28 protein-coding genes are annotated in these 23,369 nt (G+C 60.2%); 12 read left to right on the top strand and 16 right to left on the bottom strand.

The genetic code is table 11. From position 1 onward, the window contains the following. Window positions 1-28: 28 nt before the first annotated feature. The 10 genes from AAEZ05_RS18965 to AAEZ05_RS19010 form a co-directional block, all read right to left on the bottom strand. Window positions 29-532, bottom strand: a complete 504-nt coding sequence (locus AAEZ05_RS18965; protein ID WP_045059228.1) for a DUF2878 domain-containing protein — start codon at window positions 530-532, stop codon at window positions 29-31. Continuing rightward, window positions 525-1,796, bottom strand: a complete 1,272-nt coding sequence (locus tag AAEZ05_RS18970; protein WP_045059229.1) for an SAM-dependent methyltransferase — start codon at window positions 1,794-1,796, stop codon at window positions 525-527. Before AAEZ05_RS18970 ends, AAEZ05_RS18965 begins: the two co-directional genes overlap by 8 nt. Beyond that, window positions 1,783-2,598, bottom strand: a complete 816-nt coding sequence (locus tag AAEZ05_RS18975) for a DUF1365 domain-containing protein (protein WP_045059230.1) — start codon at window positions 2,596-2,598, stop codon at window positions 1,783-1,785. The genes AAEZ05_RS18970 and AAEZ05_RS18975 overlap by 14 nt, the downstream gene beginning before the upstream one ends. Continuing rightward, the gene (locus AAEZ05_RS18980) at window positions 2,595-3,842 is read right to left on the bottom strand and encodes an NAD(P)/FAD-dependent oxidoreductase (protein ID WP_045059231.1); all 1,248 of its coding nucleotides are present in this window, start codon (window positions 3,840-3,842) and stop codon (window positions 2,595-2,597) included. The genes AAEZ05_RS18975 and AAEZ05_RS18980 overlap by 4 nt, the downstream gene beginning before the upstream one ends. Continuing rightward, window positions 3,839-4,621, bottom strand: a complete 783-nt coding sequence (locus AAEZ05_RS18985) for an SDR family NAD(P)-dependent oxidoreductase (RefSeq protein WP_045059232.1) — start codon at window positions 4,619-4,621, stop codon at window positions 3,839-3,841. The genes AAEZ05_RS18980 and AAEZ05_RS18985 overlap by 4 nt, the downstream gene beginning before the upstream one ends. Before the next feature lie 69 nt (window positions 4,622-4,690). Next, window positions 4,691-6,136 carry a deoxyribodipyrimidine photo-lyase gene (phrB, locus tag AAEZ05_RS18990; RefSeq protein ID WP_152644261.1) on the bottom strand — a complete coding sequence of 482 codons (1,446 nt, stop codon included), beginning with the start codon at window positions 6,134-6,136 and terminating at the stop codon, window positions 4,691-4,693. A 20-nt stretch (window positions 6,137-6,156) separates the two neighbouring features. Next, the gene (locus AAEZ05_RS18995; RefSeq protein ID WP_045059234.1) at window positions 6,157-7,098 is read right to left on the bottom strand and encodes a MerR family transcriptional regulator; all 942 of its coding nucleotides are present in this window, start codon (window positions 7,096-7,098) and stop codon (window positions 6,157-6,159) included. Continuing rightward, the gene (locus tag AAEZ05_RS19000) at window positions 7,098-8,057 is read right to left on the bottom strand and encodes a YbgA family protein (RefSeq protein ID WP_045059235.1); all 960 of its coding nucleotides are present in this window, start codon (window positions 8,055-8,057) and stop codon (window positions 7,098-7,100) included. The genes AAEZ05_RS18995 and AAEZ05_RS19000 overlap by 1 nt, the downstream gene beginning before the upstream one ends. Before the next feature lie 273 nt (window positions 8,058-8,330). Further along, entirely contained in the window at window positions 8,331-8,546 is a 216-nt protein-coding gene (locus AAEZ05_RS19005) for a TIGR02450 family Trp-rich protein (protein WP_045059236.1), read from the bottom strand. Further along, window positions 8,543-9,529 carry an NAD(P)/FAD-dependent oxidoreductase gene (locus AAEZ05_RS19010; protein ID WP_045059237.1) on the bottom strand — a complete coding sequence of 329 codons (987 nt, stop codon included), beginning with the start codon at window positions 9,527-9,529 and terminating at the stop codon, window positions 8,543-8,545. The genes AAEZ05_RS19005 and AAEZ05_RS19010 overlap by 4 nt, the downstream gene beginning before the upstream one ends. 195 nt (window positions 9,530-9,724) lie before the next feature. On the opposite strand from AAEZ05_RS19010, the gene AAEZ05_RS19015 reads away from it, so the two are divergent. Together AAEZ05_RS19015 and hemH are read left to right on the top strand one after the other, a co-directional pair. Further along, window positions 9,725-10,627, top strand: a complete 903-nt coding sequence (locus tag AAEZ05_RS19015) for a TIGR01777 family oxidoreductase (RefSeq protein ID WP_045059238.1) — start codon at window positions 9,725-9,727, stop codon at window positions 10,625-10,627. Between the two features lie 13 nt (window positions 10,628-10,640). Further along, window positions 10,641-11,666: a ferrochelatase gene (gene hemH, locus AAEZ05_RS19020; RefSeq protein ID WP_205891596.1), complete on the top strand. Its 1,026-nt coding sequence runs from the start codon at window positions 10,641-10,643 to the stop codon at window positions 11,664-11,666. A gap of 114 nt (window positions 11,667-11,780) precedes the next feature. Here hemH and AAEZ05_RS19025 read toward each other — a convergent pair whose 3' ends face one another. Together AAEZ05_RS19025 and upp are read right to left on the bottom strand one after the other, a co-directional pair. Then, on the bottom strand, window positions 11,781-13,055 hold the full coding sequence (locus AAEZ05_RS19025; RefSeq protein ID WP_045059240.1) for a uracil-xanthine permease family protein: 1,275 nt from the start codon (window positions 13,053-13,055) through the stop codon (window positions 11,781-11,783). 2 nt (window positions 13,056-13,057) lie between these two features. Further along, window positions 13,058-13,696, bottom strand: a complete 639-nt coding sequence (gene upp, locus AAEZ05_RS19030) for a uracil phosphoribosyltransferase (protein WP_045059241.1) — start codon at window positions 13,694-13,696, stop codon at window positions 13,058-13,060. 163 nt (window positions 13,697-13,859) lie between these two features. Between upp and AAEZ05_RS19035 the strand changes: the two genes are divergently transcribed. From AAEZ05_RS19035 to AAEZ05_RS19050, 4 genes are all read left to right on the top strand, one after another. After that, complete coding sequence (locus AAEZ05_RS19035) at window positions 13,860-14,417, top strand: hypoxanthine-guanine phosphoribosyltransferase (RefSeq protein ID WP_007905841.1); 558 nt, start codon at window positions 13,860-13,862, stop codon at window positions 14,415-14,417. A 3-nt stretch (window positions 14,418-14,420) separates the two neighbouring features. After that, a complete protein-coding gene (locus AAEZ05_RS19040) occupies window positions 14,421-14,894 on the top strand; it encodes a WbuC family cupin fold metalloprotein (RefSeq protein ID WP_045059242.1) in 474 nt (157 codons plus the stop codon). A gap of 157 nt (window positions 14,895-15,051) precedes the next feature. Next, on the top strand, window positions 15,052-15,537 hold the full coding sequence (locus tag AAEZ05_RS19045) for a hypothetical protein (protein ID WP_045059243.1): 486 nt from the start codon (window positions 15,052-15,054) through the stop codon (window positions 15,535-15,537). Between the two features lie 63 nt (window positions 15,538-15,600). Next, window positions 15,601-15,888, top strand: a complete 288-nt coding sequence (locus tag AAEZ05_RS19050; RefSeq protein ID WP_045059244.1) for a PA4642 family protein — start codon at window positions 15,601-15,603, stop codon at window positions 15,886-15,888. Window positions 15,889-15,941: 53 nt separating this feature from the next. Here AAEZ05_RS19050 and mqo read toward each other — a convergent pair whose 3' ends face one another. Next, window positions 15,942-17,450 (bottom strand): malate dehydrogenase (quinone), encoded by a 1,509-nt coding sequence (mqo, locus tag AAEZ05_RS19055; RefSeq protein ID WP_045059245.1) that lies wholly within the window; start codon window positions 17,448-17,450, stop codon window positions 15,942-15,944. 737 nt (window positions 17,451-18,187) lie between these two features. Beyond that, window positions 18,188-18,421, bottom strand: a complete 234-nt coding sequence (locus tag AAEZ05_RS19060) for a hypothetical protein (RefSeq protein ID WP_045059246.1) — start codon at window positions 18,419-18,421, stop codon at window positions 18,188-18,190. A gap of 195 nt (window positions 18,422-18,616) precedes the next feature. On the opposite strand from AAEZ05_RS19060, the gene AAEZ05_RS19065 reads away from it, so the two are divergent. Continuing rightward, window positions 18,617-19,201 (top strand): YajG family lipoprotein, encoded by a 585-nt coding sequence (locus tag AAEZ05_RS19065; protein ID WP_045059247.1) that lies wholly within the window; start codon window positions 18,617-18,619, stop codon window positions 19,199-19,201. 58 nt (window positions 19,202-19,259) lie between these two features. Here the strand turns inward: AAEZ05_RS19065 and AAEZ05_RS19070 are convergent, their stop codons facing one another. Then, the gene (locus tag AAEZ05_RS19070) at window positions 19,260-19,466 is read right to left on the bottom strand and encodes a hypothetical protein (protein WP_045059309.1); all 207 of its coding nucleotides are present in this window, start codon (window positions 19,464-19,466) and stop codon (window positions 19,260-19,262) included. Between the two features lie 193 nt (window positions 19,467-19,659). On the opposite strand from AAEZ05_RS19070, the gene AAEZ05_RS19075 reads away from it, so the two are divergent. Further along, a complete protein-coding gene (locus AAEZ05_RS19075) occupies window positions 19,660-19,938 on the top strand; it encodes a hypothetical protein (protein WP_045059248.1) in 279 nt (92 codons plus the stop codon). Between the two features lie 38 nt (window positions 19,939-19,976). Here AAEZ05_RS19075 and AAEZ05_RS19080 read toward each other — a convergent pair whose 3' ends face one another. After that, window positions 19,977-21,140 (bottom strand): 1-acyl-sn-glycerol-3-phosphate acyltransferase, encoded by a 1,164-nt coding sequence (locus AAEZ05_RS19080; RefSeq protein WP_177328541.1) that lies wholly within the window; start codon window positions 21,138-21,140, stop codon window positions 19,977-19,979. A 139-nt stretch (window positions 21,141-21,279) separates the two neighbouring features. Here AAEZ05_RS19080 and AAEZ05_RS19085 point away from each other — a divergent pair, with 139 nt between their 5' ends. The 4 genes from AAEZ05_RS19085 (at window position 21,280) to AAEZ05_RS19100 (ending at window position 23,342) form a co-directional block, all read left to right on the top strand. Then, complete coding sequence (locus tag AAEZ05_RS19085) at window positions 21,280-21,462, top strand: CPXCG motif-containing cysteine-rich protein (RefSeq protein WP_122838762.1); 183 nt, start codon at window positions 21,280-21,282, stop codon at window positions 21,460-21,462. Between the two features lie 12 nt (window positions 21,463-21,474). Beyond that, complete coding sequence (locus AAEZ05_RS19090) at window positions 21,475-21,735, top strand: putative signal transducing protein (protein WP_045059251.1); 261 nt, start codon at window positions 21,475-21,477, stop codon at window positions 21,733-21,735. A gap of 35 nt (window positions 21,736-21,770) precedes the next feature. Next, complete coding sequence (locus AAEZ05_RS19095; protein WP_045059252.1) at window positions 21,771-22,394, top strand: SOS response-associated peptidase; 624 nt, start codon at window positions 21,771-21,773, stop codon at window positions 22,392-22,394. Window positions 22,395-22,523: 129 nt separating this feature from the next. Next, window positions 22,524-23,342 (top strand): M48 family metallopeptidase, encoded by an 819-nt coding sequence (locus tag AAEZ05_RS19100; protein ID WP_045059253.1) that lies wholly within the window; start codon window positions 22,524-22,526, stop codon window positions 23,340-23,342. Window positions 23,343-23,369: the final 27 nt, after the last annotated feature.

Consider the following 23,369-nt stretch of genomic DNA (forward strand, 5'->3'; position numbering starts at 1 on the left):
GCACGAGTGTGAAAGCCCTGACAGACGTTTAGTGTGGAGTGTTCGCCGCCAGCCGTCGGGCCATGAAATGCAGTGCCGGAAACAGCAGCGCCCAGAGCAGGCCGATGCCCACCAGTGTCGGCCAGGGTCCATAGGGAAACTGCACGCCGGCCAGTTGGCTGCCGGCGTAATACGACAGCGGCCCGCCAAGGCCGCCCAGAATGCTGGCAAGCCACCACGGTTTGGCACTCCAGGCCAGGCAGTGGCGCAAGGTCGTGGCCAGCAGTGCCCAGAGCAACATCAGCCACAGGGGTATCAATGGCGCGACGTCGGTGAAGTCGAACACCCCCAGCCAGCGCAGTGTGCTGTCCACTGTAGTCCCCAGCAGGACCACACTGAGAATCAAGTGACCTTCATCGCTCCAGCGACTTATCCACAGCAGATGGATCACCAATGCCGCCAGTGGCACCAGTAACCACAAACTGTCGCCACCCATTACGCAAGCGAACCAGCCCATCTGGAAAAGCACGCCATTGGCAAAGCGCTCACGCATGAAATCGACCCAGCAGCGGCTCAGTGATTGCCGCCGGTTTGGCCAGCAGCATTTGCGCGGTACCGATGGTGCGTTCCAGGAAACCACCTTCGCAGTAGCACAGGTAGAACTCCCACAGCCGCAGGAAGTGATCGTCGTAACCCATTTCGCTCAGGCGGTTGTGCGCCCGACGAAAATTCTCGTGCCACAGGCGCAGTGTCTTGGCGTAGTGCAGGCCGAAGTCTTCCATGTGCAGCAGGTTCATGTCGGTGTCGCGGCTGACGATTTCGAGCATTTTCTGCACGCAGGGCAGGGCGCCTCCGGGGAAAATGTAGCGCTGGATGAAGTCGACGTTGCTCTTGGCCTGCTCGTAGCGCTGGTCGCGAATGGTGATAGCTTGCAACAGCATCAGGCCGTTGCTCTTGAGCAACTGCGCACATTGCTTGAAGTAAGTCGGTAGAAAGCGGTGGCCGACGGCTTCGATCATTTCTATCGACACCAGCTTGTCGTACTGGCCAGTGAGGTCGCGGTAGTCCGACAGCAGCAGCGTGACCTGATCTTGCAGCCCGAGCGCCTCGATCCGTTGCGCGGTAAATGCAAACTGCTCTTTGGACAGTGTGGTGGTGGTGACCTTGCAGCCATATTGCTGCGCTGCGTACAGCGCCATGCTGCCCCAGCCCGTACCAATCTCCAGCAGGTGATCGGTCGGCTTGAGCGCAAGCTTCTGGCAGATTCGTTCCAGCTTGTTCAACTGCGCCTGCTCGAGAGTGTCCTCGGGCGTGAGGAACTGTGCCGCCGAATACATCATGGTCGGGTCGAGAAACTGTTCGAACAGCTCATTGCCCAGGTCGTAATGCGCGGCGATGTTCTTCTGCGAGCCCTTGCGCGTGTTGCGGTTGACCCAGTGCAAACCTCGCACCAGCGGCCGCCCCAGCTTTGCCAGGCCGCGTTCCAGGGCGTCCAGCACGTCAAGATTGCTGACGAAGACCCGCACGACGGCAGTCAGGTCCGGCGAACTCCAATAACCATGGATGAACGCTTCACCGGCGCCGATCGAGCCGTTGCTCGCCACCAGGCCCCAGGCCGCGGCGTCGAGAATGTGGATTTCACCGAGCAAATGGCTGCCTGGCGTGCCGAACATCTGACGCTCGCCGTCTTCAACGACCACCAGCTGTCCATGTTTGAGGTGCGCCAGTTGCCGCAGTACCCCGCGACGCAATAACAGGCCTGTGATGCCATTGGTATTGAACAACGGGGCCTTGGCCGAAACGCTAGAGGATTTCATGGCGGCAGTCCTTGGGGACAACAGTGGCGGTTTGAACGCTGCCATCGGCAGGTTGATGAGCAAAAACGGGGGTGCCCTTGAACAGCAGGCGTACGGCTTGCCAGTAGATTGCCAGGCAGGTTTTCCCGGTCATCCATGGAAAGCGACGCAAGTATCGGTGCAGGCTGGTGCGATCGAGGGCTTCGCGCTCCAGGTTGAGCGTGGCGTCGAACAGCTTCAGCTCGCCTTGCCAGTCCGCCATGTGCACGCCCAGTTTTGCTGCGGCAGGACTGAAGCTCATCCGGTACTCAAGGTCCCGGGGTAAAAAAGGCGATACATGAAAGGCCTTGGCCACCGCGAAATGCTGATGGAAATCCGCAAGGTTTTCCGGCGGTCTGGCCGGCAACACGTAGTGATAGCGTTCACGCCAGGGGGTATTGGTGATTTCGCAGAGAATCGCCGCCAGTTGGCCATCGGCTTCGTGGCAGTAGAAAAAACTGACCGGGTTGAACGCCAGGCCCCAACTGCGTACCTGGGTCAGCAGGCAGATCGACCCTTGCGGCTCATGGCCGATGGCCTGGCCGACCTGTTGGCGCACCGCGTCGATCAAGCGCATGCCGGTACCGGTAAAGGCCTTGAGATAATCACCTTCACGAAACGAGAACGGCGCCAGGCGGCTGCGACCCGCCAGCGGCGACAGCGCGAGTACCGCGTCCTGCTCGTCGAGGTCCAGGTAGAGCAAGCCGATCCGGTAGCGAAATTGGTGCTGCCGCGGACTGAACCGTCGGTGAGCAATCCAGCCACTGTAGAGGGCGCTGTTCACAGGGTTTCACCCAACGCGCCAGCCACGCGCAGTGCGCTGACCACGCCATCTTCATGAAATCCGTTGCCCCAATAAGCCCCGCAGTACCAGGTATGGTTCGCACCGTTGAGCTCTTCCCAGCGAGCCTGGGCGGCGACCGCAGACAGGCTGAACTGCGGATGAGCGTAAGTGTATTTGGCCAGTACCTTGAATGGGCTGATGCCTGCGCTCTGGTTCAGGCTGACGCAGAACCGGGTAGGGCTGTCGATGCCCTGCAGCAGGTTCATGTCGTAGGTGACGGCCGCTGACGTGTGCCCGGGCCCTCCAAGCCGATAATTCCAGGCCGCCTGGGCGAGTTCGCATTCGGGTAGCAGGCGAGTATCGGTGTGCAACACCACTTCGTTATCGGCGTAGGGCATTGCACCGAGGATCGATTGCTCGGCGGCACTCGGGGCGGACAGCAGTTTTAGCGCCTGATCGCTGTGACAGGCGAACACCACTTTATCAAAGCGCTCGACGCCGGCAGCACTGTGGATAACGACGCCGTCGGCGTCACGCTCGACTCGCGTGACCGCACAGTTGACGCGGATCCGGTCAGCCATCGGCGCGATCAAAGGTGCCACGTAGGCACTCGAGCCGCCCTCGATCACCTGCCACTGCGGGCGGTGAGTCACGGACAGCAGGCCGTGGTTCTTGAAAAACCGCACGAACGCCTGCAGTGGGAAAGCCAGCATGTCAGCCATGGACATCGACCAGATTGCCGAGCCCATGGGCACGATGTAATGCAGGATGAATCGTTCGCCGTATTTGCCGGCCTTGAGGTATTGATCCAGGGTGGTGTCAGCGCTGATCCGTTGTTCTTCCAGGTCGCGCAGCGCCTCTTTGTTGAAGCGCACAATGTCGCGCAACATGCCCCAGAACCCGGGGGACAGCAGGTTTCTGCGCTGGGCGAACAGGCTGTTGAAGTTGTTGCCGTTGTATTCCAGGCCGCTGTCCGGGTCCGTTACGGAAAAGCTCATGGTGGTGGGTTTGAAGCGCACACCGAGCAAACCGAGCAAGCGAATGAAATTGGGATAAGTCCAGTCGTTGAACACGATGAAACCCGTGTCCACGGCGTAATTGCGCCCATCCACGGTGACATCCACCGTGTGGGTATGTCCGCCGATCCAGTCGCTGGCTTCGAACAGGGTGATCTCGTGGCTGCGGTTGAGCAGGTGGGCGCTGGTCAGCCCCGAAATGCCGCTGCCAATGATGGCTATTTTCACGGGATGTCCTGTATCGGTGGATTGCTGCGCACCATGCGTTTGCCGATCGCCAGCTTGACGCAGTTGGGCATCTTCGACAGTGGCCACAGGGCCGCCATGAACAGCGCCGGGAAGGCGATTTCCAGTGGTCGGTTATTCAGCTTGGCGAAAATATGCCGGGCGGCTTTATCCACAGGCCAGCTGAGGGGCATCGGAAAATCGTTTTTGGCGGTCAGCGGTGTATCGACAAAGCCCGGGCTGACCACGGTGACTTCGATGCCTTCGCACGCCAGGTCGATGCGCAGGGATTCGAACATGTAGCGCAAACCCGCCTTCGATGCGCCGTAGGCCTCGGCCCGTGGCAGCGGCAGGTAGGTGACCGAACTGGCCACTCCCACCAGGTGCGGCGCGGTGCCCGCGCGCAACAGAGGCAGCGCGGCTTCAACGCAGTAGGCACTGGCGAGCAGGTTGGTGCGCACCACGTATTCGATGATCGAGGCATCGAACTGCTGGGCGTCGACATACTCGCAAGTGCCGGCATTGAGGATGACGGTGTCCAGCGACCCCCATTGCTCGGTGATCTGCTCGCCGATCTCGCGGACCGTCTGGCTGTTGGTCAGGTCGCCCGCCACGACCAGGACTTGACCGGGATACCGTTGCGCCAGCGCTTTCAACGGCGCCGTCGAGCGCGAGCTGACGGCCAGGTGCGCGCCAGTCTTGAGGATCTCTTCGGCCAATGCGGCGCCAATGCCGCTGCTGGCGCCGGTCAACCAATAACGGCGTGCAGGTGTAAGGCTCATCCCATTCTCCTTTGCAGCCCGGCGATCACCGGGCCCAGTGCAAACTGTGTGGCAAGGCTCACTGCTACATCATGCATGGCCGCCTCCTGCGTCCTGCCTCGACGGCAGGTTCTTGAATGCAGCCAGCGCCCGTTGGCGCGAGGTGCTCAAATTGACGATCGGCGATGGATAGTCGGCAACGCCGAACAGCCCACCAAGATCGGCCGGGTTGTGCACTTCCTTTTTATTCAACCCATTCAGTTCCGGTACCCACTGCTTGATGAACAGGCCTTCAGTGTCGAATTTTTCCGACTGACTCAGCGGATTGAAGATGCGGAAATAGGGGGCGGAGTCGGTGCCGGTGGAGGAACTCCACTGCCAGCCACCGTTATTCGCCGCCAGGTCACCGTCGATCAGATGGCGCATGAAGAAGCGCTCGCCTTCACGCCAGTCGATCAGCAAGTTCTTGGTCAGAAACATGGCCACTACCATGCGCAGCCGGTTGTGCATCCAGCCGGTTTCAAGCAACTGGCGCATGGCGGCATCTATGATCGGCAAACCGGTGCGTGCCTCCTGCCAGGCGAGTAGCTCTTCAGGCGCGTCGCGCCAGGCCAGGGCCTCGGTTTCCGGGCGGAACGCCCGGTGGCGAGAGACCCGCGGGTAGCCGACCAGAATATGTTTGTAGAACTCGCGCCACAGCAGTTCATTGATCCAGGTGACTGCCCCGACCTTGCCGCTCTCGAATTCGCCTTGATTGCTTTGCAGGGCCGCGTGCAGGCATTGGCGCGGGGAGATCACGCCGGCTGCCAGGTAGGCCGACAGCTGGCTGGTACCGGGTTTGGCAGGGAAGTCCCGCTCGCTTTTGTAGTAGTCGATCTGGGCATCGACGAAGGCGTCCAGGCGGCGCCGGGCTTCGGCTTCACCCGCCGGCCAAAACGAACGCAAGTGTTCGCCAGGCGCTTCGAAGCCTTCTACCTGGGCCGGGACTTTGTCGCTCTCGATGTCCAGCGCGGTTTGTGGCGCGGGTGCCGGTACTTGGCCCGGCAATGAGCGGTGCAGGCGTTCGTAGCAGACCTTGCGGAACTGGCTGAAGACCTGGAAGTAAGTACCGGTCTTGGTCAGCACGCTGCCTGGCTTGAAGAACAGTTGGTCGAGATAGCTATGCCAACCGATGTTTTTGGCCTCGAGCGCCTCGGCCACCGCAGCGTCTCGAGCGGTTTCGTTGACGCCGTACTCCTCGTTGACGTGTACCGCTTCGATCTGCAGTTGCTGGCACAGCTCGAGCAGCACTTGTGGCGCTTGATGCCAGTGGGTGGCGGTACGGATCAGCAGGGGTATGTTCAGTTCGCCCAGCGAGTGGCTGAGCACGGCCAGGTTGCGCAGCCAGAAATCCACCTTGCACGCGGCATCGTCGTGCTCCAGCCATTGCTGCGGGCTCAGCAGGTAGACGGCCACGCACGGGCCACGGGCAGCAGCGGTCGAGAGCGCGGTGTTGTCGTGCAGGCGCAGGTCGCTGCGCAGCCAGATCAATTGCATGCGGGTGTCCGTTGAGCTCATCAGATGACCCCCCGCAGGACCAGTTCCTGGTGCGCCGACAGGGGATCTTCGGCCAGGAACAGCTCGGGAATACCGGAGGTTTTTGCGGACAACTCGACGTGGTGAATGCAGACGGTCGGTCCGGCAATCAATTTTGGGCAACCGATGCCATTCAAAAGTTTCGGTAGCTGACCCAGGTTCATCGCTTTACTGGAATACAGCAGCACGCCACGGGCTTGCAGGTGTTCAACCGCCAGGGCCAGCTCCCCGTTCGGTAGCGGCCAGTCGAACACTTCGACGGGGCAGTCGGCGCTGCTGATGAGCCAGGCGGTCAGCCACAGGTGCGGTTCCAGTGGCAGGTCTGACTGATTGACCAGCAGCACAGGTGCGCTGCGTAATTGCCGGTTGTTGTGGTAAATGCGCGCGCCGAACTTGCTGCGTAACCAGGAGTAAAGGAAACCTCGCTCCATCTGCGCGCCAAATTGGCCCTGCCAGCGTTGTTCCAGCTCCTTGAGCAGCGGCAGCAACAGCTGCTCGCACAAGGTTCGCGGTGGGTACAGCGCCATCGCCTGATTGACGGCGTCGTCGAGGGCACGTTCATTCAGTCCGGTGACTGCCAGCAGCAAGGTCTGGCGCAGCACATGCCAATCGTTTTCGATCGGTTCGCTGGTGACTTGTGGAGTGTCGAGCAATTGCTTGACCTGGCTGACAGCCACGCCACGATTGAGCCAGGTGAGGATGGTCAGGATACGTTGCACATGTTCAGCCGAGAACAGCCGATGCCCCTTGGGCGTGCGCTGCGGCACGATCAAACCGTAACGCCGTTCCCAGGCTCGCAAGGTCACGGCATTCACGCCGGTTTGCCGAGCCACTTCACGGATCGGCAGCCAGCCTTCGTCCAGGGCTTTCTTGAAATCGTCGCCGAGGTCTTCGCTGGCGCTGGTGTCGAGTGGGTTAGTCATTAAATCGCATTTCGCAGGCTGAGGTTTTCCGGGTGCGGTTGCAGGTAAACCTGTTGCGCGATGTAAGGGTCCGGGTGTTGGCGGAAGTGGTGCTTGAGCAGGGTCATGGGCACCACCAATGGCACGATGCCGTGGCGGTATTGGCCAATAACGTGCTGCATTTCCTGTTTGTCTTCGGCACTTATCGCCTGTTTGAGATAACCGCTGATGTGCTGCAAGACATTGCTGTGGGTGCGCCGCGTGGCGCATTTTTTCAAGGCTGCCATCAGCTCGCTGAAATAGCGCGGGCCGATGGTGTCGGGCTCTGTCTGACCCATGGTGCCCAGCAGGTTGCCCAGGGTTTTGTACTGCACCGGGTTATGAGCCATCAGCTGGTATTTGTAGCGTGAGTGGAATTCGGTGAGGCCGCGACGGCTCAGCCCTTCGCGCAGTAATTGTTGCCAGGCGCTATAGGCGAACACCCGAGTCAGGAAGTTTTCCCGCAGTACCGGATCGTTGAGCCGGCCGTCTTCTTCCACCGGCAAGTCCGGATGACGCTCGCAAAAGGCCTGGGCATAGATGCCGCGTCCGCCGCCGTCTACCGGTGCACCGTTGGCATGGTAGACCTTGACCCGGTCAAGGCCGCAGGAAGGCGACTTCTGCATGAAGATGTAGCCACAGATATCGCCCAGTTCAGCGGCCATTTGTTCGCCATAGGCGGCCAGCGGCTCAGTGACATTGAGGTCCGGGTTGACCGTGCCGACCGCTTGAGGATGTTCAGGGTCGCCAATCAGGCGAATCGGTTGGCGCGGGATACCCAGGCCTATCGCCACTTCAGGGCAGACCGGTACAAACTCGAAGTAATCGGTGAGAGTGCGACTGCACAGCCGCGATTCCTTGTGTCCGCCGTTGAAGCGAACTTCGGCGCCCATCAGGCAGGCGCTGATGGCAATTTTCGGTTTCACGGCGGAGTTGGACATCAGGGCACCTCGAATCCAGACCTGTACAAACCCGAAGATATGTACAACATGACTTCATCATAGATTCGAAGCTGTACAAGTCAAATCATTTGTACAGGTTTTGTGAGGAGCTTGTGCATGCCCTGCCGGCGGGGGTTGCCACGGGCGGCGTTTAGACTGCCAGGACTCTGCAGGAGCGAGCTTGATGACGAGGGTGGTGAACGAGGACGTGGGGAATCTGGATGAACGCGACGTCTGGGATTTCTTCGCGAGCAAGCTCGCGCCTGCCGGTGGTTAATTCCAGCCCAACTTCCAGGCGTCGCTGTTTTTCAGGGCTTGCCAATCCATGCGTTGATTGCGTTTGGTTAATACCGCCTGCAACTCAATTTCCAGCACCACACCTTCCTCATCACGGAACAGCTCGGTCACCATAAAGTGTTTTTCGCGGTGTTGCGGTTGGGCTGCTGTCCATTTCGACAGCAGCAGTTTACTTGGGTTGATGCGATTCATTGCAAGTGCTCGTGCAGACGACGGGCAGCTTCCTGGCCGCTGAGCCAGGCGCCTTCGACGCGGCCCGACAGGCACCAGTCGCCACAGGCATAGAGTCCCAGATCGGCGTCAGCCAGGGTGCCCCATTCATGGCTGCTGGCTGGACGGGCGTAGAGCCAGCGGTGGGCCAGGCTGAAGGTGGGCGCCGGCATGGCGCTGTGCAGCAATTCGGCGAATGCGCCGTGCAATTGTTCGATCACGGCTTCCTTGGGCAGGTCGATGTGTTGCCGGCTCCAGGCACTGGTCGCGTGCAGCACCCAAGTGTCGAGCGCGGTGTCACGCCCGGGTTTGCTGCGGTTGCGCGCCAGCCAGTCGAGCGGGCTGTCCTGCACGAAACAACCTTCCATAGGTGTGTCCAGCGGCTGGTCGAACGCCAGTGCGATGGCCCAGGTCGGGTCCATTTTTACCCCGGCGGCGGCACCGGCGAGCTTAGGCGCCGAGGCGAGCAAGGCAGTCGCCTGCGGGGCGGGGGTGGCAATGACCACGTGGCTGAATGGGCCATGGGTAAAGCCTTCGGCGTCCTGCAGGTGCCAGTGCTGTTCACCGCGGTAGACCTCGGTAATCCGGCAACCGAACTGCACTTCCAGGTCGCCCAGCAGGCCGCGAGTGATGGCGCTCATGCGCGGTGTGCCAACCCAACGGGTCTGTTCATCCGGCGAAAGGTTCAGTTGGCCACCGTGGAAGGTGTACAGCTGTGGCGTCCACTCGGCGACCCAACCCTGGGCTTGCCAGCGCTGCACTTCCGTGGAGAAGCGGCGGTCACGGGCAGTGAAATACTGCGCGCCCATGTCCAGAGCCCCCGCATCACTGCGCTTGCTCGACATGCGACCGCCACTGCCGCGGCTTTTATCGAAAAGTTGAACAACATGCCCGAGCTCTGTCAGGGCTTGGGCGGCGGAGAGCCCGGCGATGCCGGTGCCGATGATTGCGATAGGTACAGTCATAGGGGCCTCGTTTACCTTTCTGTACAGACTACGCCGTGGTTTAAACCTGTACAATATTGTTTTTTGGTATAACTTTTAGCGTTCTAGTTCTGACAGGTTGGCCTATTGTTTAAACAGACACTGCCCGATACCAAAGATCCCTGCTTATAAAAATAGACTAGTGAGCAGGATAAAAGGCCACGCGAGGAAGAAGTCATGCACATATTGCTGACCGGCGGTACTGGTTTGATAGGGCGCCAACTCTGCCAACACTGGTTGAGCCAGGGACACACGCTGACCGTCTGGAGCCGCCAACCGGAAAAGGTCGCGAAAATATGCGGCGCCCAGGTCCGTGGAATTGCCCGGCTGGAAGACCTCGGGCAGGCACCTTTGGATGCCATCATCAATCTGGCAGGCGCGCCCATTGCTGATCGACCCTGGACATCCAGACGCAAGGCACTGTTGTGGAGCAGCCGCATCACCCTGACCGAATCCTTGCTGGCCTGGCTGGAAACCCGTGAACAGAAACCGGCGCTGCTGATCTCCGGTTCTGCGGTCGGCTGGTATGGCGACGGAGGCGAGCGCGAGTTGACCGAGGAGTCGGCACCGGTGATTGACGATTTTGCCAGTCAGCTGTGCATCGCCTGGGAAGAAACTGCCCAGCGTGCCGAGGCCTTGGGCCTGCGCGTCATCCTGATCCGCACCGGGTTGGTGTTGTCGGCCGATGGCGGCTTTTTGTCGCGCCTGTTACTGCCTTTCAAACTCGCGATGGGCGGGCCTCTGGGTAATGGTCGGCAGTGGATGCCTTGGATCCATATCAAGGATCAGGTCGGCCTGATTGATTTTCTTCTGCACCAGAACACCACCAGCGGTCCTTATAATGCCTGCGCGCCGAAACCGGTGCGCAACAGCGAATTTGCCAAGACCCTGGGTGCGGTGCTGCATCGTCCAGCGTTCATGCCAATGCCGAGCCTGGCGTTGAAAGTGTGCCTGGGGGAAATGTCCCTGTTGTTGCTGGGTGGCCAGAAGGCCATGCCGGTCCGCTTGCTGGAAGCGGGTTTCACCTTCCAGTTCACCGATTTGCGTGCGGCTTTGGACGACTTGTCCAGCCGCCTTTGAAATAGGACGTTGCATGACCGATCACGCATTGCTTCTGGTCAACCTTGGCTCCCCGGCCTCCACTTCGGTGGCGGATGTGCGCAGTTACCTCAATCAATTTCTGATGGACCCGTATGTAATCGACTTGCCTTGGCCGGTGCGACGCCTGCTGGTCTCGCTGATCCTGATCAAGCGCCCGGAACAGTCGGCGCACGCCTACGCTTCGATCTGGTGGGAGGACGGCTCGCCGCTGGTGGTGCTCAGCCGTCGTCTGCAGCAGGCCATGACTGCGCACTGGACCCAGGGGCCGGTTGAGCTGGCCATGCGTTACGGCGAGCCGTCGATCGAGTCCAAACTGTTGCAGCTGGTTGCCCAGGGCCACAAGCGAATTACCCTCGCACCGCTGTATCCGCAGTTTGCCGATAGCACCGTGACCACGGTGATTGAAGAGGCGCGGCGGGTCGTGCGCGAGCACCAGCTGGATGTGCAGTTCTCGGTGCTGCAGCCTTTTTACGATCAGCCGGAGTACCTCGACGCGCTGGTTGCCAGTGCCAAGCCATACCTGGAGCAGGATTACGATCACCTGTTGTTGAGTTTTCACGGCTTGCCCGAGCGCCACCTGACCAAGCTGGATCCCACGGGGCAGCACTGTTTCAAGAATGAAGACTGCTGCAGAAACGCTTCGCCAGAAGTGTTGGCCACCTGTTATCGGGCCCAATGCCTGCGCAGCGCGTCGGAGTTCGCCAAACGGATGGGGCTGCCGGACGGCAAGTGGTCGGTGTCATTCCAGTCGCGCCTGGGTCGGGCGAAGTGGATCGAACCGTACACCGAAGCCCGCCTTGATGAGTTGGCCGGAATGGGGGTTAAGAAGGTGCTGGTGATGTGTCCGGCGTTTGTCGCCGATTGCATCGAGACCCTGGAAGAGATCGGCGACCGCGGGCTGGAGCAGTTCCGTGAAGCGGGGGGAGAGGAGTTGGTGCTGGTGCCGTGCCTGAACGATGACCCGCAGTGGGCTAAGGCGTTGAGCACGTTGTGCGAGCGAGCGCCTTTGGCGCTGTAAAAGCATCGCGGGCAAGCCTAGCTCCCACAGATTTCATGTCAGTGCGCATCCATGTGGTTCGACTGAGGATCTGTAGGGGCAAGGCTTGCCCGCGATGGCGATTTCAAACCTGGCTTACAGCAGAGGCTCATCCGCCTTTTTGTGCTTCCAGCTGTCATTCCCTGGCAGCAGCAAGTTAAGGGCAATGGCCACCACCGCGCACAGCGCAATGCCTTTGAGGCCGAAATCGTCCGGCCCTGTGCCAGTGCCGACCAGCACCCCGCCAATCCCGAATACCAGTGTCACCGACACAATCACCAGGTTGCGCGCTTCGCCCAGATCGATCTTGTGGCGAATCAACGTGTTCATCCCTACTGCCGCGATCGAGCCGAACAACAGGCAGAGAATCCCGCCCATCACCGGTACCGGAATGCTTTGCAGCAGCGCGCCGAATTTGCCGACGAACGCCAGGCTGATGGCGAAGACCGCCGCCCAGGTCATGATCTTCGGGTTGTAGTTCTTGGTCAGCATCACCGCGCCGGTCACTTCGGCATAAGTGGTGTTGGGCGGGCCGCCGAACAGGCCGGCTGCCGTGGTTGCAATGCCGTCACCCAGCAGGGTGCGATGCAGGCCCGGCTTCTTCAGGTAGTCACGACCAGTCACGCTGCCGACTGCAATGACACCGCCGATGTGTTCGATCGCTGGCGCCAGGGCCACCGGGACGATGAACAGGATCGCCTGCCAGTTGAACTCCGGTGCGGTGAAGTGCGGGATCGCGAACCAGGGCGCGGCAGCAATCTTCGCGGTGTCGACCACGCCGAAATAGAACGCCATGGCGAACCCCACCAGCACACCCGAGATGATCGGCACCAGGCGGAAAATGCCTTTGCCGAATACCGCCACGATCAGGGTGGTGAGCAGGGCGGGCATCGAGATCAGCATTGCCGTCTGGTAAGGAATCAGCTCGGCACCGTCGCCCGCCTTGCCCATCGCCATGTTGGCGGCAATCGGCGCCATGGCCAGGCCGATGGAGATGATCACCGGGCCAATCACCACCGGTGGGAGCAGGCGGTCAATGAAGCCGGTGCCCTTGATCTTCACGGCGAGGCCGAGGAAGGTGTAGACAAAACCTGCTGCCATCACGCCGCCCATGGTTGCCGCCAGGCCGAACTGGCCTTTGGCGAGAATGATCGGAGTGATGAAGGCAAAGCTCGACGCCAGGAATACCGGGACCTGACGACCGGTGACGATCTGGAACAGGATCGTCCCCAACCCTGCGGTGAACAGCGCCACGTTAGGGTCCAGACCCGTAATCAAAGGCATCAGAACCAGGGCGCCAAAGGCCACGAACAGCATCTGCGCGCCGGACAGCACCGTGCGCCAGAGCGGATCGTTGAACTCATCCTGCATGCTCAAGCGTCCTTCTGCTTGGTGCCAAAGATCTTGTCACCGGCATCGCCCAGGCCCGGGATGATGTAGCCGTGTTCGTTCAGTCTTTCGTCGATCGAAGCGGTGTAGATGGTCACGTCCGGGTGAGCCTTTTCCACAGCGGCAATGCCTTCGGGCGCCGCAACCAGCACCATGGCGCGAATGTCGCGGCAACCGGCTTTCTTCAGCAGGTCGATGGTCGCAACCATGGAACTGCCGGTGGCCAGCATCGGGTCGATGATCATCGCCAGACGCTCGTTGATCTCCGGAACCAGTTTTTCCAGGTAGGTGTGAGCCTGCAACGTCTGTTCGTTGCGGGCCACGCCCACGGCGCTGACCTTGGCGCCCGGGATCAGGCTGAGTACGCCTTCGAGCATACCGATGCCGGCGCGCAGGATCGGTACCACGGTGATTTTCTTGCCGGCGATTTTCTCGACCGACACGGTGCCGCACCAGCCTTCAATGTCGTAGGCTTCCAGGGGCAGGTCTTTGGTGGCTTCATAGGTCAACAGGGCACCGACTTCCTGAGCGAGCTCGCGAAAGTTCTTGGTGCTGATGTCTGCACGGCGCATCAGGCCGAGTTTATGACGGATCAGCGGATGGCGGATCTCGAGGATGGGCATGGGAAAAGCTCCGGCGGCGGGCAAAAAAACCGGCTTAGATTAATCTATCCGAGGGTGTTGTCCTATAGACATAGAGTACGTTAGTCCACAAACGCTTGATCTGGCCTGGCTTGATGCGTACCTTTGCCCGCTTTTCCCGAATCCGCCACCCTTGGAGAGCGCCATGTCCGCTGATCTCGAGCATATCCGTCAAATCATGCGAGAGGCTGACTGCCTGTACACCGAAGCTGAAGTCGAGGCGGCCATCGCCCGCGTCGGTGCGCACATCAACGAGCAACTGGCTGAAAGCAATCCTGTGGTGTTTTGCGTGATGAACGGCGGCCTGATTTTCGCCGGCAAGCTGCTCACTCACTTGCAGTTCCCGCTGGAAGCGTCCTACCTGCACGCCACCCGTTATCGCAACGAAACCAGCGGCGGCGATCTGTTCTGGAAAGCCAAGCCGGAAGTGTCGTTCATCGACCGTGACGTGCTGATCATCGACGACATCCTCGATGAAGGTCATACCCTGGGAGCGATCATCGACTTCTGCAAGCACGCCGGTGCGCGCAAGGTGCACACCGCCGTGCTGATCGACAAGGACCACGACCGCAAGGCCCGCCCGGACCTCAAGGCCGATTTCGTCGGCCTGCCGTGCATCGACCGCTACATCTTCGGTTACGGCATGGACTACAAGGGTTACTGGCGCAACGCCAATGGGATTTTTGCCGTCAAGGGGATGTAAGCAATGACCACGCCGAGCTTTCTTGATAACACGCTGTTCGCTGAACTGGCCGAGAAAGCGGCGGCGAACCCGCGCGGGCGCCAGCATCATAACTTTCATCAGATGGAAGATGCCTGCCACCGCATGGCGGTAGGTCTGCAGCCGAGCACATACATTCCGCCTCACCGGCATTTGGGTGACAACAAGGCGGAAACCCTGCTGGTACTCAAGGGGCGTCTCGGGCTGTTGATCTTTGATGAGTCCGGAGCGGTGGTGAGCAAGCGTATCCTCCAGGCGGGTGGCGACAGCATTGGCGTTGACCTGCCCACGGGCGTGTTTCATGGCCTGGTGGTGCTGGAAGCCGACAGCCTGATGTTCGAGTGCAAGGCCGGCCCGTATCGCCCGGTAGGTGAAGGCGAACTCCCGGATTGGGCTCCCCGCGAAGGCGAGCCCGGTGTGGCCGAATACCACGCCTGGATGCGCGCGCAGTTCGATTGATCTTCGATCCCTGTGGGAGCGAGCCTGCTCGCGATAGCGGTGTGTCAGCCGCGAAGATGTCGCCTGGCCTGGCCTGACGCTATCGCGAGCAGGCTCGCTCCCACAATCAATGATGTTGGCGCATGCTAAAGTGCTGGCCTCTTCTTCGGAGCCCGTCATGAGCCTTTTGATTCGCAGCTGCGCCGTCCTGTTACTGACCGCAAGCCTGCCCCTGGCCGCAGCGCCTGCGCCGATGCACTCGCAGTTCCTGCCCCCCGATGACCTGAACGTGCGTGACGCCGAACCTGAGCAACAGCAATTGCTCCAGGTCACCGAGTACTCGGTGGTGGTGGGCAGCCAGCGCCAGTCGAACCAGCAGCCCATTCCCGTCACCTCGCCGCTGATGATCCGCCTCAAGGGCAAGTCCCTGAACAAAGGTGCGACCATCAATCAGGTGCTGGTCAATTTCGACGGCGAAAGCAAAAGCCTGAAGAAGCCGACCTACGACAGCTCAAGCAAGACCCTGACGCTTTTCTACCCGATGGCGCAATACCGGGTGGTGATCGACTTGTTGCGCAACGACACCGTGTATTGCCAGTTCCTCAGCTACGCCAACGGCCACGTTTGGGCCGACCTGCACACGGGCAGCGTTCGTCCGCGTTGAGTACGGCGCCAAGTGAGGGGTAAACTGCCCGCCCCGTGAAATGTCTGCGAGCTGGAGTCGGCAATGCGTAAAGATAAGAAGCAAGTGATTGGTGACGAGATCGGCGATGAGCAGATCAAGTTGTTCCTCGATTTCGAGCCGGTCGACGCCACTTCGCCGTCGCTGCACAAACTGATCAAGGCCTACCGCGGCTTGCGCATCGATGATTTCGAGCGATTCCTGACGTTTTTCGTCGAGGCCGGGCATGACCTCGATGGCAAGGATGAGCAGGGCAATGACTTCGTTGCGGTGATCAAGGATCAGCGCAACGCGGCCGAATACATCGAGCTGATCAAAAAAGCTCGCGGTTAAGATCTTTTACCAACAAAAAACGCCCCAATGGGGCGTTTTTTTGTGAGGCCGAATCAAGCGTAGCTTTCGGTCTCGTTACTGGCTTCAACCAGTTCCAGCGCAACGTTGTTGTGCGCATTGATCTTGCGATACAGCGCCGCGTCGGTTTCCAGAACCTTTTCCCGAGCCGGGAAAATTTCCGCCAGCTTGGCCGCCCATTCACCCGACGCCTTGTTCGGGAAGCACTTCTCGATCAGCTCGAGCATGATCGAAACAGTCACCGATGCGCCCGGCGAAGCACCCAGCAGTGCTGCCAGGGAACCGTCCCTGGCCGCAACCAGCTCGGTACCGAACTGCAGGACGCCGCCTTTTTTCGGGTCCTTCTTGATGATCTGCACCCGTTGGCCGGCCACTTCCAGGCGCCAGTCTTCGGCTTTCGCTTCAGGGTAGAAGCGGCGCAGGGATTCCAGGCGCTGTTCCATCGATTGCATCACTTCGCTGACCAGGTATTTGGTCAGGTCCATGTTGTTCTTCGCCACGGCCAGCATCGGGCCGATGTTGCCGGCGCGAACCGACAGCGGCAGGTCCATGAAGGAGCCGTGCTTGAGGAACTTGGTGGTGAAACCGGCGTAAGGTCCGAACAGCAGCGACTTCTTGCCGTCGACCACGCGAGTGTCCAGGTGCGGCACGGACATTGGCGGCGAACCCACGGCAGCCTGGCTGTAGACCTTGGCCTGGTGGTGCTTGACCACTTCCGGGTTGTCGCAACGCAGCCACTGGCCGCTGATCGGGAAGCCGCCGAAGCCTTTGCTTTCCTCGATACCGGACGCCTGCAGCAACGGCAGGGCCGCGCCGCCCGCGCCGAGGAAGACGAATTTGGCGTCGACTTCACGGGTGCTGCCGCTGTTGACGTCCTTGATGCTGACGGTCCAGCCGCCGTTATTACGCTTGAGACCGGTAACGCGCTTGCAGTACTTGACCTGGGCATCGGGGGCGCTGGTCAGGTGCTTGAGCAATTGATTGGTCAGGGCGCCGAAGTTGACGTCGGTACCATTCATCACGCGAGTGGCGGCAAGCACTTCGCCGGCTGGACGGCCGGGCATCATCAGCGGCATCCACTCGGCCATGGTGGCCTTGTCTTCGGTGTATTCCATGTCCGAGAACGCGTGGTGCTTACTCAGGATATTGAAACGTTCCTTGAGGAAAGACACGCCGCTGTCACCCTGCACGAAGCTCAGGTGAGGGACCGGGCTGATGAACGATTTGCACGAGCCGAACGTGCCTTTGCGGGTCAGGTAGGACCAGAACTGCTTCGACACCTCGAACTGGGTATTGATGTGCACGGCTTTCTTGATGTCGACGGTGCCGTCGGCGGCCTGCGGCGTGTAATTAAGCTCACACAGCCCGGCATGACCGGTACCGGCGTTGTTCCACGGGTTGGAACTCTCCGCGGCACCGGAATCCATCAGCTCGACGACTTCCAGCTTGATCGCAGGGTCGAGCTCTTTGAGCAGTACGGCCAGGGTGGCACTCATGATGCCGGCCCCTACCAGTACTACGTCGACTGCTTCGTTATGCGCCATTTAACGCGTCTCCAAAATCTGCAGCACCAAATTGTCGGCATGGCTGCCAGGTGTTCCGGGGCGTGTCAGTGATGCCCCAGGTACTCATGGCCAGGATCTCCATGTCCGAATCTTCGCAATTTATCGCAACTTCGACGGACGCTACCGGCCGGGCCTATGAGCTACATGAACTCATTTCAGCGCGCGGGAGGCAATTCGACTTATGGTCGATACATCCGTTTGTGCAACCAAATCCGTAGCGGACAGGCTTCAGGCTCCGGTGTTCGAGGAGTACTCGGTCCTGTGTCGTTGGGCTGTTTCAGACGCTAATGGTGCATGTTCAGACGCAAAACTATTCATTTGCTCGCCACACTCTTGTGAAGTTGTGAAAACCCGTTTTTTTCACGCTCTTTTGAAGACGTGAACCTCAAAAAGGGCTGTCCCAGCCTGGCACCGTGCCCGGATGGATCGCCTTCATGGAGTGCATGACAGGCAAAACGGGCAAACAGCTCAGTGACCGAGCGTAACGACAGCTCTGCAGATTCGCGAAAAGTAGGGGTTTTGCTCAGGAAACAGCAAGCACGCCAGCTTCACTCGATCTGTGTGGGCGGCTCTCTGTGGGCGATGTCGAGGGTCAATACAGGCGCATTGACAATGTTGCGGGGCCCGATCAGGAGACGTCCTTATAATCGGGGGGAGATTGTAGCGAAGAAACGCAGGGAAATGGTCGTGTTTTATGACTTTTGTTCGGCGTCCGGTCAGGTGGTCAACATACGCGGCGCCCGCGCACGTGGCTGGCGCTGGATCACCCGGGCACTTTGAGGCAGTGGCTGGTGCAACCAGTTGAGGCGGATCTCGTCGATTTCGACCCAGCCGTCCCCCATTGGCTGGAGGCTGCACTGCTTGAACGCCTGGCAGCGACCCTGGCGGTCGAGCAGAGCAAAACAGCGGTGCAGGGGGCGGGGGGCGAACAGCGAAATGAGAAAGCGCATGGCAAGATTCCTCCTGGGGTTGCCTGAAGGTTGGCATTGAGCGGTGACGGGACGGTGTATGAGCGATGACAGGTGTGTGACAGACAATGATTCCTAAATGCACTTCAGGCTTTTCCTTATTTGTGGCGCTGGTTCCCTGTCGTGGCGCACAGCTATACTGCGACCTTGTTTGTGCCTGATTCTGGAGAGAAGAGCATGTTGCAACGCTTGTTGTTCGGTTTGATCGCTGTGACCAGTTTGACCCTCGTCGGCTGCGCCCACAGCCCGCAACAACTGAGCCCGGAGCCGAAGCTGACCACGCAGCTCGCGCCCGTTGGCCATGGCCAGCAGGTGGTGGTGCGGGTGGTGGATGGCCGTCCTTCGCCAACCCTGGGTACCCGCGGTGGCATGTACCCGGAGACCAGCGCGATCACCGTGCAAAGTGCGCAGATCCTGCCGAAGCTGCAGGCCCAGGCTGAAGCAGCCGTGCGTTTGCTGGGCTTCACCCCGGTTTCCAGCGCCAATAACGCGCCGCAATTGACTGTGACCCTGGCCGAGCTCAAGTATCAGTCGCCCAAGGAAGGCATGTACGTGACCGAGGCTACCATCGGCGCCACGTTCCGCTCCGATGTGCAGAATGCCAATCGTCGTTACAGCGGTCGCTACGGCGCCTCCCTGGACCAGCGTTTCGGCATGGCACCTAATCAGGAAACCAACACCAAGCTGGTCAGCGATGTGTTGAGTGATGCGTTGACGCGCCTGTTCAAGGACCCGACAGTGGGTCAGGTGCTGGGCCAATAAGCGTTCGCGAGATGAAAAAAGTATGCCCGGGACCAGAAATGGCCCGGGCATTTTTATGTCAGGCCGCCTGGGAATAGAAATCCAGCACGCTGATCCCCGTGAGCAAATCCGTCTCCGGCAAGTCCTCATGCTGATGCCCGCCCAATGCGCAATACACCAGCCAGTGGCGGTCCTGGACATTGAAGGACAGGCTTCCCACAAGGTTCTGCTGTTCTTCGCTTGCGGCGATCAGGTAGAGGCGATCCTGGTTTTCGGCGTGCAGCATGACGTTTTCCGTGTCGGTTTCGAGGGGCGCCAGACTGACCCAGTCAGATGACGTCGCCGTGACACAGAACAGCATTTGCTCAGTTTTTCGTTATTTGTCGGAAAGGTGGGGCAGGTGGGCGGCCTTTCGGTAGAATCCGCGCCGCAGTCGTCGATCTGGCGACTTGCCATATCCGATTCGCCAGAGGTTCGTGATGTCGCTGCATTTGATGACGCTGTTTATCGCCCATCCCGCCAAGTTGATCAACCTGCTGGCCCTGCTGCTCGCCTTCCCGGGCAGCTGGCTGCTGCATGCCACCCGTCGCCGCGAGCAGCGCGCACTGGCCAGTATCGAGGCCCAGCGCCAGAGCCGGCCAAGCGTGGAGCCGACCCTGGATTGGGCGACCTTGCGCATGAACCGGTTTTTCTATCGCTTTGGTTTTGCGTGCCTGGCGCTGGCGCTGGTCGTGTCGTGGGTCAGCACGCAGTTTTGAACCTCTAAAAGAAGATCGCAGCCTGCGGCAGCTCCGGCCTATAGGGGCAATCCGGCCTTGACCCGATACTGATTACGCACCGGCGTCGCATACTGCTGGATGAGGTATGGACGATGGTCCGCAGGGCATTCGTCCAGGCGCCGCTGCCACTCCTCCTGAGCCTTGGCCAACTCATCCGCCGCAAATACCTTGGCCGCGTCTGGCACCTGCAGTTGCGGATCCGCGTCCTGCCATTGGGCGTAGGCCAGGTAATGCACCGGAAACAGCCGATACCCCCCGAGAATCTGCTTGTCCATCTCGATCGCCAATTGCTTGGTGTCGTCGAAGACCTGGGTGATGGGCGCCGCAAAGTTCACATGCACTCGGCCCTTGTAGCCGGTGATTCCCTTGGCAATGCTGACATCATCCTCGCCCGGCACCTTGGTGTAGGTGCCAGTGGTGGCGCGTATGTACAGTTCGCGGGCCTTGGCCTGGTCGCAGGGATCGTATTCGTAGCTGATCGATACCGGAGTCAGGTTCAGAGACCGAATGACCTCGCCGAACGGCTCGTCCTTGCGGCTCATATGAAACATCTTGAGGATCGCCGACTCGGTCCGGTCATCACCATCCTTGGCCCGACCTTCAGCCTGGGCGATCCAGATCGAGGCGCAGTCGTTGCGGATCGAATGATTGATGTACGCCGAGAGCAACTGGTACGCCGCCATCTTTTCCCGGCGACCGGTGATCGAGCGATGCACGATGAAGCTCTTGTTCAGGCGCATCAGGTCGCTGACGAAGGGTTTCTGCAGCAGGTTGTCGCCAATCGCGATACGTGGGGTCGGCAGCCCCGCGTGGTATACGGCATAGTTGACGAAGGCCGGGTCCATCACGATATCGCGGTGGTTGGCGATGAACAGGTAGGCGCTGCCGGACTTGAATTGCTCGACGCCGCTGTAGGTGACGCCGTCGGTAGCACGCTCAATGGTGTGGTCGACATAAACTTCGACTTTATCCTGCAGGCTTGCCACTGAATTCACGCCGGCGAACTCACGCCGCAACCGATGAGCTATAAGAGGTTTAAGCGCCCAGCCAAGGGCTCCGGCAAAGCGCGGGAAGCGGAAGTGGGTGAGGATATCTAGCAACGCCTTGTCGCTGAGCAGCCGTGCCAGCACCGCCGGGACTTCGCTGTCGTCGTAAGGTCGGATGGTATCGAATTCGCCCATCATGCTCTCTTGTTGGAAACGGCTAGGGTAAGTAAAGGTTTTGATCAAACCAACGGGGCACGGTCTGAAAAATAGACAGACAAAAATAGCCCTGCAAATAGACCGGCGATTATACGCACAAGTCACCTGGGAGACCGCGATGCTGGAAACCGAGCGCTACGAATGTCCATATTGTGGTGAGCAAGCCGAGGCTGTACTGGACTTGTCCGGTGGCGATCAGACGTATATCGAGGACTGTCCGGTGTGTTGTCGCCCGATAACCTTTGTACTGCAGACCGATGGTCAGGAATGGTTGCTGGAAGTCCATAGCGAAAACGAGTGAAAGGGGCGTGACATGCAGCGGATCTACGAACCGGAAAACCTGATGGAAGGGGAGTTGCTGCAAGGCATGCTGGCCAGCGAGGGGATCGAGGCCCACCTGGTGGGGCGGGACCTGGTCGGAGGTACGGGAGAATTGCCCATCTACGGGTTGCTCGGGCTGTCGGTTGACAATGACCAGGCGGCCTACGCGCGTGAGCTGATCAGCGCTTACAATGCCGCGCTGCCGCTGCCCGGGGATGAACCGGAGAGTTTCCCCGGCACGCTGGTCTGTTAGGCTGGCGTTCGTTTGATCAAGAGTTGTGCTGCCCCATGTGTGGACGTTATGCCCTGTTTCGCTGGAACCCCGCCTTTGCGGCCCTGCCTGGTTTTCCCGCTGATCAGCAGGCCCAGTGGAACATATCCCCTACCGATTCGGTGCTGATGCTGCGCGCTGGCGCTGATGGCCAGCGCGAGTTGGCGCGCGCGCGCTGGGGGCTGACCCCGCCGTGGCTGACCGATCTTTCCCGCACGCCCGCGCATGCCCGAGCTGAAACCGTGGCCGAACAACCCATGTTCCGCGAAGCCCTGCGCCTGCGCCGTTGCCTGTTGCCGGCCAACGGGTTCTACGAATGGCGCGGCACCGCGCGCAAGCGTCCGTACTGGCTGACGCCGGGAGAGGGCGCGTCGCTGTTTTTCGCGGCAATCTGGGAGGCATATCCGGTGCAGGAGCAGGTGTGGTTGAGTACCGCGGTGATCACGCAGCCGGCCGCGAGCCAGCGTCGGCCATTGATTCTGGATGCCGCCGGGCAGCAAGCGTGGCTCGATCCAGAGACGCCGTTGCATGCCTTGCAGGCCCTGCTGGCGAGCGAGCCTGCGCCCTTGCGCGAGCGGGTGCTGGCCAACCTGATAAACGATCCAAAGCTCAATGGCCCGGAGTGTTTGACGCCGGGGTAGGCGCTGCCATGGGCAATTTTCGGCTCGGGTTCGGATCTTTTCCTCAAATGCGCGTCTGTATGTCTGTTGTATCTGGCGCCGATTTCATTCCGCGCCTAGGATACCGGCATGTTTTCAAGGAGCTTTTCGATGAACAAGACATTGGTTTTGTGTGCACTGAGCGCAGGTCTGCTGCTCGCCGGTTGTCAGTCGGTCAACACCACCAGCGGTGGCGCGGTAGGTGTTGAGCGCAAGCAGTACATGTTCAGCATGCTGTCGACCGACGAGGTCAACCAGATGTATGCCCAGTCCTACCAGAAGACCGTCGGTGAAGCGACCACCCAGGGCGTCCTGGACAAAACCAGCAATGATGCCAAGCGCGTCCAGGCGATTGCCAGCCGGCTGATCGCCCAGGCGCCGGTGTTCCGTCCTGATTCGGCGCAGTGGAAGTGGGAAGTCAATCTGATCAAGAGCGACGAACTCAACGCCAACTGCGGGCCGGGCGGCAAGATCATTTTCTACACCGGGCTGATCGACACGTTGAAGCTGACCGACGATGAAATCGCGGCGATCATGGGCCATGAAATCGCCCACGCCCTGCGCGAGCACGGGCGTGAAGCAATGTCCAAAGCCTATGGTATCGAGATGGCCAAGCAGGGCGCCGGTGCGCTGTTCGGCCTGGGCCAGGACAGCCTGGCGCTGGCGGACACCGTGGCCAACTACGGCATGACCTTGCCTAACAGTCGCTCCAATGAAAACGAAGCGGACCTGATCGGCCTGGAGCTGGCCGCCCGTGCCGGCTACAACCCGAATGCAGCGATTACCCTGTGGAACAAGATGAGCAAGGTCTCGGAAGGTTCGCCGCCGGAGTTCATGAGCACTCACCCGGCTTCGACCAGCCGGATTGCTTCGCTGGAAGCAGCGATTCCGAAGGTGATGCCGCTCTACGAGAAAGCGCCGAAGTCTTGATAATCATGGGGTGATGCCGCTGACGCC

Origin of the sequence: Pseudomonas sp. HY13-MNA-CIBAN-0226 (assembly GCF_040310305.1) — a bacterium.
In the GTDB taxonomy this organism is placed as follows: domain Bacteria; phylum Pseudomonadota; class Gammaproteobacteria; order Pseudomonadales; family Pseudomonadaceae; genus Aquipseudomonas; species Aquipseudomonas gregormendelii.